This is a genomic window from Microbacterium sp. Soil_C_42, assembly GCF_057656735.1.
Window position 1 is genome coordinate 284,652 of sequence record NZ_JBDGJU010000001.1, and the last position, 13,113, is coordinate 297,764.

Annotated in this window: 12 protein-coding genes; 4 read left to right on the top strand and 8 right to left on the bottom strand. The window is 70.3% G+C overall.

Going from position 1 to position 13,113, the window contains the following annotated elements; translation table 11 throughout:
- Positions 1-68: 68 nt before the first annotated feature.
- Positions 69-395 carry a hypothetical protein gene (locus AC3A46_RS01290; protein ID WP_487663439.1) on the top strand — a complete coding sequence of 109 codons (327 nt, stop codon included), beginning with the start codon at positions 69-71 and terminating at the stop codon, positions 393-395.
- Positions 396-922: 527 nt separating this feature from the next.
- Here AC3A46_RS01290 and AC3A46_RS01295 read toward each other — a convergent pair.
- Together AC3A46_RS01295 and AC3A46_RS01300 are read right to left on the bottom strand one after the other, a co-directional pair.
- Positions 923-1,750 carry a CPBP family intramembrane glutamic endopeptidase gene (locus AC3A46_RS01295; RefSeq protein WP_487663440.1) on the bottom strand — a complete coding sequence of 276 codons (828 nt, stop codon included), beginning with the start codon at positions 1,748-1,750 and terminating at the stop codon, positions 923-925.
- Between the two features lie 10 nt (positions 1,751-1,760).
- Positions 1,761-2,528: a CPBP family intramembrane glutamic endopeptidase gene (locus AC3A46_RS01300; protein WP_487663441.1), complete on the bottom strand. Its 768-nt coding sequence runs from the start codon at positions 2,526-2,528 to the stop codon at positions 1,761-1,763.
- 197 nt (positions 2,529-2,725) lie between these two features.
- On the opposite strand from AC3A46_RS01300, the gene AC3A46_RS01305 reads away from it, so the two are divergent.
- The gene (locus tag AC3A46_RS01305) at positions 2,726-3,052 is read left to right on the top strand and encodes a hypothetical protein (protein WP_487663442.1); all 327 of its coding nucleotides are present in this window, start codon (positions 2,726-2,728) and stop codon (positions 3,050-3,052) included.
- A gap of 54 nt (positions 3,053-3,106) precedes the next feature.
- Here AC3A46_RS01305 and AC3A46_RS01310 read toward each other — a convergent pair whose 3' ends face one another.
- The 4 genes from AC3A46_RS01310 to AC3A46_RS01325 form a co-directional block, all read right to left on the bottom strand.
- On the bottom strand, positions 3,107-6,544 hold the full coding sequence (locus AC3A46_RS01310) for an error-prone DNA polymerase (RefSeq protein ID WP_487663443.1): 3,438 nt from the start codon (positions 6,542-6,544) through the stop codon (positions 3,107-3,109).
- A 126-nt stretch (positions 6,545-6,670) separates the two neighbouring features.
- Positions 6,671-8,377 (bottom strand): DNA polymerase Y family protein, encoded by a 1,707-nt coding sequence (locus AC3A46_RS01315; protein ID WP_487663444.1) that lies wholly within the window; start codon positions 8,375-8,377, stop codon positions 6,671-6,673.
- 1 nt (position 8,378) lies between these two features.
- Entirely contained in the window at positions 8,379-9,200 is an 822-nt protein-coding gene (locus tag AC3A46_RS01320; RefSeq protein ID WP_487663445.1) for a hypothetical protein, read from the bottom strand.
- A 70-nt stretch (positions 9,201-9,270) separates the two neighbouring features.
- Positions 9,271-10,170, bottom strand: a complete 900-nt coding sequence (locus AC3A46_RS01325) for a DMT family transporter (protein WP_487663446.1) — start codon at positions 10,168-10,170, stop codon at positions 9,271-9,273.
- A gap of 40 nt (positions 10,171-10,210) precedes the next feature.
- Here AC3A46_RS01325 and AC3A46_RS01330 point away from each other — a divergent pair, with 40 nt between their 5' ends.
- Together AC3A46_RS01330 and AC3A46_RS01335 are read left to right on the top strand one after the other, a co-directional pair.
- Complete coding sequence (locus tag AC3A46_RS01330) at positions 10,211-10,732, top strand: MarR family winged helix-turn-helix transcriptional regulator (protein ID WP_487663447.1); 522 nt, start codon at positions 10,211-10,213, stop codon at positions 10,730-10,732.
- Positions 10,733-10,837: 105 nt separating this feature from the next.
- Positions 10,838-11,239: a hypothetical protein gene (locus AC3A46_RS01335; RefSeq protein ID WP_487663448.1), complete on the top strand. Its 402-nt coding sequence runs from the start codon at positions 10,838-10,840 to the stop codon at positions 11,237-11,239.
- 12 nt (positions 11,240-11,251) lie between these two features.
- Here AC3A46_RS01335 and AC3A46_RS01340 read toward each other — a convergent pair whose 3' ends face one another.
- Together AC3A46_RS01340 and AC3A46_RS01345 are read right to left on the bottom strand one after the other, a co-directional pair.
- A complete protein-coding gene (locus AC3A46_RS01340; protein ID WP_045298202.1) occupies positions 11,252-11,749 on the bottom strand; it encodes an HNH endonuclease in 498 nt (165 codons plus the stop codon).
- Between the two features lie 365 nt (positions 11,750-12,114).
- Positions 12,115-13,029, bottom strand: a complete 915-nt coding sequence (locus AC3A46_RS01345) for a M23 family metallopeptidase (protein ID WP_487663449.1) — start codon at positions 13,027-13,029, stop codon at positions 12,115-12,117.
- Positions 13,030-13,113 lie beyond the last annotated feature (84 nt).

Consider the following 13,113-nt stretch of genomic DNA (forward strand, 5'->3'; position numbering starts at 1 on the left):
CGCCCGCCGACGTGTCGGGTACACGGCCGACGCACCGCGGTCGCGATTCGACGTGCTGTGATGGACGGGTGACGACGCCCGAGAACGCACTCTCGCTCACCATCGACGGAACCCCCGACTTCGGCAGTGAGGTGCTGAAGTCGCTGTACCGCCTCACGGGACGCTCCACCGTGGAGCTGCGACGTGCCATCCGCGCCGGCGAGCCCGTCTACACGGCAGCGCTGTTCGGCAACGACCACATCCAGGTCGTTCCGCGGCTCGAGAAGACCGCCGACTACCTCGACAGCCTGGGGATCTCGTTCATCGTCCACGAGTGGGCCGACGGCGCGCGCGAGGAGGTCTCGATCGACGTCATGCGGCGGATCATCCAGTCCGCCGACGGCGAGTTCCACTGACGCTCGCCATATCGCGCAGAGTCCTGCGTGTGGCTCGTGGAGCCTCCGAGGCGACGCGCTAGTGTGACTGCAGGCCGGGTTCCGCACCTTTCGGCCGTGTCGCACAGGTATCCCCAGTGCCGAGCCCTCCCCCAAAGGGCGCGCGACGCGCGCGGGACAGGCTGAGGTCCCTCGGACGCTACAGGCTCTAGCTGCAACGTCCGAGGGACCGTCCTTGCGCGGGGGCGCGCAGGGGAAATCAGCGGCCCAGCCCCAGAGATCCCCAGTCCGGACGCCCGCGCTGTGATCGGTTCCCAGGATCACGGCGAGTCGCCCGTCGCCTCACCATATCGCTTACACGCTGCGGGGAACAGGATCGGGCGACCTCATTTCGCAACGTGCGTGCGACGGCCTTCCTGATCGTCGGGTTCCGGGATCACAGCCGAGGTGCCGCGTGGGCGCAAGTGGCCGCGGATCGCGCGAGACGTGCCCTCAGAGCCCCTCTCCGTCACCAGGTATCGGGTGTCCTCGCGTGGGTGGGCTGCACCTCAGCCCGCTGATGCAGATGCGGCAGCTGCGCGTGTGCTGCGCCGGTCTTCTCGGAAGACGCTGACGATGCTGATCGTGGTCGCGATGAGGAGCAGTACCTGGACGGTCACCGGGAACGGTTCTGGACTTGCGGAGTGGCCCTGCGGCATGGACGACGCGGGAGTGCCGGCGCCGGACGCGAGATAGAGGACCCAATCGGTGAGGGCGTGCGCGAGCATGGCGGCCCAGAGCCGCCCGGTCACGCGTCGTACCCAGTAGTAGGACGCTCCGGCCGCTGCCAGGAACGAGACCTGGAAGGCGATGGCGGCGATCGGGACGCCGGCGATGATGCTTCCGGGAATGTGCGCGAGCGCGAACACAGCGCTGGTTGCGAGAAGGGCGACGAGCTCGCCGTGTCGGGCCCGGACGGCGGTGAGCAGGACACCGCGCATGACGAGCTCTTCCCCGAAACCGACCATGAGTGTTCCTGCCGCGATGACGAGGATGAAGCCGATCGAGCGCGACGCCCAGGGGATGTCGCTCAGCTGACTGATGGGCAACAGCACGACGAGCACGGGAATCGAGATGAGCCACCAACGCCGTGGAGTCAGCGTCGGGGTCGGCCGCTCCCGCCAGACGTCCGGGCCCCACCCCACCCAACGCAGGAACAGCAGCAGCCCGACGATCGCAATCGCGAGCGGGATGAAATGCCCCAGAGCGAACTGGGCAAGCTCCTGGTCGTCGCTCGCCAGTCCACTCAACAAGTCGCCGAGACCGGCGGCCAGGAGAACGTAGAGGACGACAACGGCGAGAGCAAGCCACACGCTCCGTGGACGGCCCTCCGTCACGGGCGAAGCGTCACGCACGAGCGTCGATCCGCTCGTGCGCGCCGCGGATCACGAAAGCGACTGACGCGAGGGCGAGAACACCGGCGACCAGGTACACGATCGACCCGACGCCTGCGAAGGCTCCCGGCGTGCCATGTCCGACGGCGAACACCGAGAAGTCCCACAGCCCGTGCAGCACCATCGACCAGATCAGAGTGCCGGTCGTACGCCGCAGGATGTAGAAGATCGTGCCGCCCAGGAACGCGGCGCCGACCTGCTGCAACGTCGAGAGAAGATCCTGGCCGGACGCGGCATTGATCAGATGCATGAGAGCGAACAGCGCCGTGGTGAGGAACCACACCCAGCCCTCGCCCAGCCTGCTGCGCAGCGCCGTGAGGAGCAGCCCGCGAGTCGTGAGCTCCTCAGTGAAGCCGACGATGATGAGCACGATCGACGCAGCGAAGAACGCGCCGTCGTACGATCCCCAATCGGTCGCGGCGAGATTGATCAGCAATGCGAGCGCCATGAGAATCGGCGCGATGATCGGCCAGCGCACGCTGCGCTTTCGCTCGTACAGTGCAGGACGCCACCAGCCGAGAAGGGTTGTCGTGATCGCGAGCAGGATCGCGGCGATGATGAGGGAGAGCCCAACGCCGAGGAAGAGATTGCCCCCGCTGTCACCGAGATCGGTGTAAGGAACCCCGCTCAGCCGTTGCACCAGGAACACAACCGCCACATATCCGATGTAGATCGCCAGACCGATCCACACCCGAGGTCGCACTTTGAGGATCTCAGTCATGGCGCCCATCCTTGCAGGGCCGCGTTTCGCGCAGATCACTCTTGCGCTCAGACGGGGATGTCCTGCGCGATCAGCCGGAGCGAAAGCCCTCGTGTCCGCCGGTCGGCTCGCCGGGTCGGCGGCGTCGGGGTCTACCCCGTTCGGCCGCGGGCTGCAACCCCGAGGGCGAACGCGGGTGCACGAGGTAGAAAGGGCTCGTGAAGAGGGTCATCTATGCGGGAAGCGAATTCGTGACAGGGGACGACATCGCTGCCGCCCTCCTCGGCTGCGGCCAGGCGCTGGCCGAAGCCGGTGAGGCGGAGGCGGTGACGGTTCCGATCCGGGAGTTGGACGGATCCGTGGGCGAGGTGACGGTTCTCATCGGCCCGGCGAGCCAGATGGTCGCGCGCGATGCCCACAGCGACGACGACGAACTCGTCGACGATGGCGCTGTCGCCCGCCTGAAGTCGATCCAGCGACGCCTGCGCCCGGTCGCGGTGATCGATCTTCCCCCTTCGCACGACGAGTGGGACGACGAGATCTGACCGACTCACTCGATCATCCACTGCCGAAGGAGCATGCCGGCGTGGCGGCATCCGTCAGCGGAAGTCTCTCGCGCGATGCTGGACGCCGACGCGGAGATCCTCGAACGCGTCGGCGATGAGGTTCGTCACGCCCTCGGACGAGCGCTCGAGAATGCCGCGCGCGATGAGCGCCGGGGAGTCGCGCACGATGCGGCGGTAGCGGTTCCAGACGCCGAGAGAGCACACGATGTTGACGAGGCCGTGCTCGTCCTCGAGATTCAGGAACGTGATCCCGGATGCTGTCGCCGGCCGTTGCCGGTGGGTCACGAGCCCCGCGACCTCGACGCGGCGGCCGACCTCGTGGCTGCGCAGCTCCCGGGAAGTCAGGACGCCTCGCGCATCGAGCCCGGAGCGGTAGTGGGTGATCGGATGATCGTCGGTCGAGATGCCCGTCGCCCACAGGTCGGCGGCGAGGCGCTCGTAGCTGGTGGGGTCTGCGAACAGCGGCGGCTGCACCGCGATGAGCGAGTCCGGCAGGAACTCGGGGCGGTCCTGCGCCGCCGACCCGGCGAGCCAGATCGCCTCGCGACGGCCGAGACCGAGGCATTCGAACGCGCCCGCTGTGGCGAGCGCCTCGACCTGCACCGCGGTGATGCTGGTGCGCCGCACGAGATCGCGAAGATCGCGGAACAGCCCACCCGTCTCGCGCGCGGTGACGATGCGCCGCGCGACCGTCGCCCCGATCCCCTTCACCCCGGCCAGGCCCAGCCGCACCGCGAACCTCCCGTCGCGGCGGTGCGCTGCGGACTCGTCAGGCGCGTCGAGGTCGAAGAGCCCGACCGGCGGCTGCTTCCGCTCGGCGCAGGAGTCGAGGCCGGTCGGCCCTTCGGCCGGCTCAGGGAACGAAGCCCCACCGATCGCTGAGCCTGTCGAAGCGCCGGCGACGGCCTCGAGCACCGCCTCGCTGCCCGAGAGGTGCAGGTCGGGACGGCGCACCTCGACGCCGTGGTGGCGCGCGTCGCCCACGAGGGTCGCCGGTGAGTAGAACCCCATCGGCTGCGCCCGCAGCAGCCCCGCGAGGAACGCGGCCGGATAGTGCAGCTTGATCCACGAGCTGGCGTACACGAGCAGCGCGAACGACAGGGAGTGCGACTCCGCGAAGCCGAAGTTCGCGAACGCCTGGATCTTGGCGTAGATCGCGTCGGCCGCCTCGCCTACGAGGTCGTTCTCGGCCATGCCGGCGTACAGCTTCTTCTTCAGCGAGTCGATGCGCTCGATCCCCCGCTTGGAGCCCATGGCACGCCGCAGCAGGTCGGCATCCTCGCCGGTGAGCCCGCCGACGGCCATGCCCATCTGCATGAGCTGCTCCTGGAACACCGGGATGCCGAGCGTGCGCTCGAGCACCGGCACGAGCTTGGGGTGCGGGTAGGTCACCTTCTCCTGTCCGAGCTTGCGCTTGACGAAGGGATGAACCGCCCCGCCCTGAATGGGACCGGGGCGGATGAGCGCGATCTCGATCACGAGGTCGTAGAACCGGCGCGGCTGCAGGCGCGGGAGAAGCCCCATCTGCGCGCGCGACTCGACCTGGAACACCCCGATCGAGTCGGCCCGGCACAGCATGTCGTAGACCGCCTTCTCCTCCTTCGGAATCGTCGACAGCTCCCAGTCCTCCCCCGTCGAGGCGCGGATCATGTCGAAGCAGTACTGCAGGGCGGCCAGCATCCCGAGGCCCAGCAGGTCGAACTTCACAAGACCCATCCAGGCGGCGTCGTCCTTGTCCCACTGGATCACCGTGCGGTTCTCCATGCGCGCGTGCTCGATCGGCACGACCTCGCCCACCGGGCGGTCGGTGAGCACCATTCCGCCGGAGTGGATGCCGAGGTGCCGCGGCGCCTTGAGCAGCTCGGACGCGAACTCCAGTACCTGATCGGGGATGTCGTGGCCGGCGCCGGTCTCGAGGAGGGCTCCCCATCCCTCGATCTGCTTCGACCAGGCGTCCTGCTGCCCCGGCGAATGCCCCAGCGCTTTGGCCATGTCGCGCACGGCGTTCTTGGGGCGGTACTGGATGACGTTCGCGACCTGCGCCGCGCGGTCGCGCCCGTACTCCCGGTACACCCACTGGATGACCTCTTCCCGACGGTCGGAGTCGAAGTCGACGTCGATGTCGGGCTCCTCCTCGCGCAGGCTCGACAGGAAACGCTCGAACGGCAGGTCGTACGCGATCGCGTCGACGGCGGTGATGTCGAGCAGGTAGCAGATGGCACTGTTGGCGGCTGACCCGCGCCCCTGACAGAGGATGCCCTGGCTCCGCGCGAACTGCACGATGCCGTGGACGATCAGGAAGTAGCCCGGGAAGTCCTTCATCTCGATGACTCCGAGCTCCTTCTCGATGCGCGCCCGGTTCTCCTCCGTCAGGTCGGGGTACTTGCGCGGCACCGCCTCCCACACCAGGTGCCGCAGCCACGACATCGGCGTATGCCCTTCGGGCACCTCCTGCTTCGGAAGCGCGGGCTTGGCCTTGCGCAGCGGGAAGGCGAGCTCGTCGGCGAGCGTCACGGTGCGGGCGACAGCGTCGGGGAATCGCACGAAACGCTCCGCCATCTCGGCTCCCGACCGCAGATGAGCGCCGGCGTGCGCGGGCAGCCAGCCGTCGAGCTCGTCGAGACCGCGGTTCGCGCGCACGGCGGCGACCGCCGCGGCGAGCAGCTGCCGCTTCGGCACGGCGTAGTGGACGTTGTTGGTCGCGAGGAGCGGGAGGCCTCGCTCCCGCGCGAGTCCGACGAGCACGTCGTTGTCGCGGGTGTCGAGCGGGTTGCCGTGGTCGATGAGCTCGACGTGCACGTTGTCCTTCCCGAACAGCGTCACGAGGCGGTCCAGTTCGCCGGCTGCCGCGTCGGGACTCTCGGCGAGCCCGCGGCGCACGGCGCCTTTGCGGCACCCGGTGAGCACCGCCCACTCCCCCGCCGCGTGCGCGGCGAGCTCCTCGAGGTCGTAGACCGGCCGGCCCTTCTCCGCCCCTTGCAGCTGCGCGTGCGTGATCGCACCCGCCAGCCGGTGGTACCCCTCCTCACCCCGGGCGAGCACCAGCAGGTGCGCGCCGACCGGATCGGCCTCGCCGTTCTGCGGTTTCGGCAGCTCGAGCGACAGCTCGGCGCCGAACACGGTCTTGAGCTGCAGCGACTCCGCAGCCTCCGCGAACCGGACGATGCCGTAGAACCCGTCGTGGTCGGTGACCGCGAGGGCATGCAGCCCCAGACGCTCCGCCTCCTCGGCGAGCTCCTCGGGCGAGGAGGCTCCGTCGAGGAACGAGTACGACGAGTGCGCGTGCAGCTCGGCGTATGGGATCGCATCGGCCGGACGCTCGATCTCGGGCGCGACGTACGGCCCGCGCTTGTGCGACCACGCCGGGCTGTCGCCCCCGTCCGCGCCGACCGGCGGCGCGTCGGGCCGGCGGCGGCCGCTCAGCACGCGCTCCATCTCGGACCATGGCACGCCCGGGTTGTTGAAGCCCATCAGGCGCCCCTGGTTCCGGTCGTTGAGCGAGCTTCCGAGACGAAACGCGACGCTCCGACGTCGTTCCTCGATCCGGGGCGTTTCGTCTCGCTCGTTCCTCGCTCGCTCAACGACCGGTGGTAGGCCTCAGTCATAGGTGGCCTCCGCGGTCCAGGCGTCGCCGTCGCATACCAGCAGCCACGCCGACCCGTCGGCATCGACGACCTGGAACCGGTGCGCACGGCGGGAGCGCGCCGCATCCCATCCGCGCTCCACCACAGGCCAGGGTCCTGCCCACGCCTCGATCGCGCGACGGCGACCGCTCTCGATGAAGAGCGCGGGCACGGCCGAGACGTTGCCCCTCTCGTCGACGTCGACCAGCTCGCCGCCGAGCGCCCGCACGTCGACCGGCACCGGGTCGGCGAACACCGTCGTGGGCAGCGGGTCGGGCAGGCTCCCCGGCCAGGGTCGCGCGCGCTGCGCCGCGAGACCCCCGGCGCCGATCGCCTTCCGGTCGCGTTCGTCCTTGTCTCCCCAGGGCACGAGCACCTGGCGCTCGGCCAGCCATCTCCCGCCGCCGATCGCGGGAGTCAGCACGCCGCGGTGCCCGAGCATCGCCTGCACGCGCGACAGCGCGTGGTGCACCCGCTCCTCGGGTCCGCCGCCGAACAGCGCCGGAGCGTGATGGGATGCCGCATCCACCGCTTCCGGCGAGATCCGCACGAGCGTCACCCCGCTGCGCAGCCCGCCTCCGGCTGCGTCGCCCGTCCCGACGTCCTCCGCGAGCTGCCACCGCACGCGGTCGACGACCGCCGCGGCGTCGAAGGATCCAGGGTGCAGCCACACCCTCTCGCTGCGCTCCCCGCGGTCTCCGACGAGTTCGACCCGCAGTTCGGTGCAGACGAGGTCGACGGCGCCGAGACCCGCGACGAACTCGTCGGCGGTGACGCGCATGGCGAACGCCACCTGATCGGCGATCTCGAGGGGCGGCTCGAACGCGATCTCCCGCTGCAGCTCTGGCGGCGGCGTGCGCGGCTGCACCGGTCGCGAGTCGCGCCCCGCGGCGAGGGCGTGAAGCCGGACGCCCCGCTCGCCGAACCGCTCGCGCACGCGATCGGTCGGCATCTCGGCGAACCCGCCGAGGGTCTGCACGCCGAGCCGGGCGAGCAGGCCGACGAGGTCCGTCGCCTCCTTCGCCCCCGCCGCGCCGGTGCCGAGCAGTGCGGAGGCGTCGAGCACCGAGACCGGCAGCGGGGCGAGGAAGCCTGCCGCACCGCCGGCGGGCACGACGAAGACCGGATCTGCGGCGTTCGTGCCACCGCGTGCCGCCTGCTCCGCGGTGAACGGCCCGTCGGCGATGCCCACCCGCACTCCGTCGAGCCCTGATTCGCGGAGGGTGCCGATCAGCATGCGTGCGGCCTCGACCTCGCCGCCGTAGTACCGCGCCGGACCCCGCGCGCGCAGCGCGCACAGCCCCGGACGCACCAGCTGCACCCCGGGCGCCCTCTCTTCGATCAGCGACACGACCGGGGCGAATGCGCGGTGATCGCGGGCGGCGTCCGCGGTGACCAGCGTCAGCCCGGGACACCGCGCCTGGGCATCGCGCCGGCGCTGCCCGCGGCGCACTCCCTCCGCACGCGCGGACGCGGAGCACGCGACCACGAGGTTGCGCTCGACGACGGCGACCGGGGGCTTCGCCTCGACCTTCTCCTGTGCCGCATCCGTGCGAGTACCCGGTCGCGGTCCGACCGCGTCCTCGGCAGCCGCAGCCGTACCCACCTCCCGCTCGAGAGCAGTGACCGGCCAGTCGGGGAACCACAGGACGAGGCTCCGCACCGGCGCGCCCGCGGTCATGTCACCCCACCGCCCTGATCCGCTGCGGGAAAGACTCCGCGGGCTCGGCCGAGGGCAGCGCCTCGACGGAGCGCATGCGCTCGGGTGCGGCGGAGACGTGCCCCGCAGCATCCGGAAGCATCACGCGCGCCCGTCGCGAACGCGGCCAGCGCCGACTGGACGACATGAGCGTCACCGCCCGGCCCGCGAGGTACCCGTGCCCGCGGCCGACGCCCTCCCACGCCGGCTCGCCCACCTCGATCACGGCCTCGGCCTGCGGCCAGGGCCCCTGCACGAGCAGGACCGCACCGCGATCGCGCAGCCGCGCCGCCAGGCGGGCGATCTCGCCGTCGGCCGCGCGCCCCGACGGACGTACCGCGACCACCGGCAGCACTTCGGCGACGGTCGAGGTCACCGCGAGCCAGCGCGCACCCGGGTCGGGGATGAGCACGAGCCGCGACAGATCGACACCGAGCCCCTCGGCCGCCTCGGCGCCGAGCCGCGGCATGCCCAGCACCGCGCACCACGACCCGGCCTGCGACGGCTGCGCCAGCAGCGCCAGCAGCACCGACGTCGAACGCGGCAGGGAGTATGCGGACCCCGGGCGAAGACCGCCCCCGGGAAGCAGCGAGGCGAGCGCGGGATGCACCGGCAGCACCGGCGCGTCGAGCCGGCGGCCCTGCACCCGCTCGACCTGGGCGCGCAGCTGCGCGACGGTGCTGGGAGAGGACGCTCCCGAAGGCGGTGTGCCCACCGCCCCGAGGGCAGTGGGTTGGGCGCCCGTCGGCGTCTGGCCGACGGTCTCGTGCACGTACTGTGCCGTGAGTTGCACGATCGCCCCCATTCCCACATTCTAGAACAGATGTTCTAGTCTTTCAACCGGTGAGAATGAGCGTAGTACGAGCTTCCGACAGTTATGTTCGAGACTGCAAGGCCAGCCGTGTCGCACCCACACGCGACGCCCGCCGCGCAGGTGCCGCGCCCAGCACGATCCCGACGAGCACGAGGCCGACCCCTGCCGCCTGCGGCACCCCGAACGCCTCCCCCGCGACCGCCACCCCCAGCACGACGCCCGTGACCGGATTGAGCAGGCCGACCACCCCGACCACGCCTGGAGACAGGCGCCGAAGCCCCGCGAACCACGCGACGTACGCGAGCGCGGTCGCGACGAGCGTGAGGTACGCGAAGCCGAGCGCCGACGGCACGGTGAGCGTCGGCGGCGCGCCCTCGACGAGGAGCGCGGCAGGCAGCAGCACGATCGAGCCGGCGACGAGCTGCCACGCCGTCATCGACAGCGCGGGAACGTCGGAGCCCCATCGCGACGTGAGCACGAACCCGATCGACGAGGCGACCATCGCACCGAGCGACGCGGCGATGCCTCCGGGATCTGCGCCCTCCCCGTCGAAGCCCAGCATCGCCGCCACGCCGACGAGCCCCACGGTCGCGCCCACGACGGCGGCGAGTCGCGGTCGGCGACGCAGCAGCAGCCACGCGAACAGCAGCATGCACGCGGCGGACGCCGACATCAGCGTCGCGGCCAGACTCGACGGCAGCCGCTGTCCGGCGACGTACACGAGCACGAAGAAGCCGCCGACATTCAAGGTGCCGAGCACGAGCGAGCGCCACCACCACGATCCGCGCGGAAGCCGGCGTGCGAGGAGCAGCACGATGAGCCCGGCCGGAAGCGCCCGCAGCACACCTCCCCACAGCGGCGACTCCGCCGGCAGCAGGCTGTGCGTGACGATGTACCCACTCCCCCACGCGACCGGGGCGATCGCGGTCACGAGGATCCACATCCATCGTTTATCTTCCATGGAAGATACTTTATCTTACCGGGAAGATAAGATAGGCCGCATGGCCGCCGACGATCCCTCCCCGCACGAACCGCTCGACCGCGTCGGTGAGATCCAGCGGGAGTGGCGCCGCGAGCGTCCCGATCTCGACCCGTCGCCGCAGGGCGTGATCGGGCGCCTGCACCTCGTCGCGCTCGAGCTCACGGAACGCCTCGGCGCGGTATACGGGGGGTTCGGACTCAGCGAGGGCGAGTTCGACGTGCTGGCCACGCTCCGCCGCGCCGGTGCGCCGTTCGAGCGCGCCGCCGGCGAGCTCGCCGACCACACCCTCGTCACCACGGGCGGCCTCACCAAGCGCGTCGACCGCCTCGAAGCCCGAGGGCTCGTCGAGCGGCGGACCGAGGCATCCGATGCCCGCAAACGCCTGGTGCGGCTCACGCCCGAGGGGCAGGACCTCATCGATCGCGCCATCGCCGCCCACCTCGCCAACGAGCGCCGCATCCTCGACGAGCTCGGGACGACGGATGCTGCGGCCCTCGAGCCGATCCTCACCCGCTGGCTGCGCATCCTCGACGGCGGCTGACGCCCCAGCATCGACGGACGCGTCTTCCCGTCGCGCCTCCGGCCCGCTAGCGTGAGGCCGACCGTAGGCTCGCTCCACGAGTCCTGCGAGGAGGAGCCCAGCCCCATGGACGGTGCCGTTCACCCCAGCCTGCTCGAGTCGGTGTCGGCGTGGCTGCTGATCGTGTCATTCGCGCTGTCGCTGATCTACGAGTTCTGGCGGGCGATCGCCAAAGCGGGCACATCTCCGTATGACTCGATGCGGGCCTTCGTCCAGGGGCTGTGGCTGTACGTGCTCTCCGCCATCGTGATCGTGCTGCTCTTCGCCGGCGTGCCCTTCGCCGCCTGGATCGGGCTCGTCTTCTCCGTGCTCGTGATCCTGGTGTCGATCTTCTACTACAACCCGAAGATGATGCCCGCACGCAGACCCGGGCTGTTCGACTGGTTCGAAGACCTCGTCTACACCGGGCTCGCATTCGTGACCGCGACGCTGCTCGCCCTCGAAGTCGCGGGGCTCACGCTCTCCTGACGCGGTGGGCGATCACGCCGCGAGGGCGAGGTACGGCTCCCACCGCGGGTCGGTGCGCTCGGTGCCGCGGACGGTCCACTGCGCGCCCCGGGGCGGGCGCGGCGTGAACCGCAGCTCCCAGTGCATCTCCTGCGGAGTGCGATCGCTCTTGATGTTGTTGCAGCGCAGGCAGCACGCGACGAGGTTCTCCCACGAATCGGCGCCGCCGCGCGAGCGCGGCAGCACGTGGTCGATCGTCGACGCCGCCTTCCCGCAATACGCGCAGTGGTGATTGTCGCGACGGAGCACCCCCCGGCGGGTCACCGGCACGTGGCGACCGCCCGGCACCCGCACGTAGCGGGTGAGGATGATCACCGCCGGGCGTTCGTACGATCGTCGGGTGCCCCACACCGGATCGGTCTCGGTGTGTTCCACCACGGTGGCCTTCTCGTTCATCACGAGCACGAGGGCCCGCTTGAACGACACGACCGCGAGGGGCTCGTAGCCCGCATTCAGCACCAGAGTGCGCATTGATCATCCTCTCGAATGGCCGGGACGGCTTCTCGGTTATTCGACTTGCGCGACGATCAAGGGCGCAGGGGCATGAAAAAAGGCGCTGTCTTACAGACAGCGCCCTGGCGCCACGGCAATGCCGCGGCATCCGCTCGTGCAATGCCGAAGGACGAGGCGTCCAAGCGCATCCATGGTTCGGATGCGTGGTGTGCAGCCCATCGGCTCCCTCCGCTCTCTCAGCGTCGAGTCCCAGGGTAACCCACCGCGACACGCCCGGGGCGCGCGGCGACTGAACGGCTGATGGCGTGTCGGGTAACGAAGAAGAGAACGGATGCCTCGGCTCGAGGCATCCGTTCTCTGATGTGATTGCAGAAGGTCTGTGATCAGCCTGCGTTGGCCTGCAGCCATGCCCACGGATCGACGACCGAGCCGTTGATGTGGACCTCGAAGTGCACGTGGCACGCGGTCGAGCTGCCGGTGCTGCCGACGAGGCCGATGAGCTGGCCCGCCGAGACGGTCTGGCCGACCGACACCTGGCGGCTGCCGTACGTCATGTGGCCGTAGAGCGTGTTGACCTGCTGGCCGCCGAGCACGTGGTCGATCGAGATGCCGACGCCGTAGCCGCCGTAGCTCTCCTGCGAGACCTTGACCACGCCCGCCGCGGCCGCATAGATCGGCGTCCCGCACGAGGTGAGCAGGTCGACGCCCTGGTGGTAGCCGGAGTCCCAGAGGCCGCGGCCCTTGGTGAAGTTGAGGAGGGGCCAGCGCACCTCGCCGGTTCCGGGCGAGGTCAGGGCGATGTTCTGCGGAACCGTGCCGCGCGACTTCGCCGCCGATGCGGCAGCGGCCGCGACCTGGCGCGCACGCTCCGCGGCGGCTTCTTCGGCCTTCTTCTTCTCGATCTCTTCCGCAGTGGTGGCCGCGTAGCTCTCGCGCGACAGCTCACTGGCGTTCGCGTCGGAGGCCGCGACGAACGTCTGCGCGTTGTCGACGGCCATCTGCTGGATCGTCTTGGAATCCTCGGTCACGGCGGTAGCCCCGGCGGCGAACGCCGGGATCGCCACCGTGGCGACGAGACCGCCCACCATCGTCAGCACGACGAGGCTGCGCAGCGGCTTGACCACTCGCCCCTTCTTCGACGACGCGGCGGGGCGGGCTGCCGCCGGGGTCACGGTCGGCTTCGCAGGCGCGACGGCGCGGGATCGTCGCACCGGGTTCTTCCGAATGCGCGCACGACGGTTCTGGTCCGCCGCGGCGTGCTCGGGCACGTTCGCGTGCGACTCGATCTCTTCAGCCAAACTTGTCCTCCGGCGCCTCTGCGCCAGGGCGCCTGGCTCGTCAGCACTCGGTGTCGGGGCACGATGTGCGGGCTTCACCACATG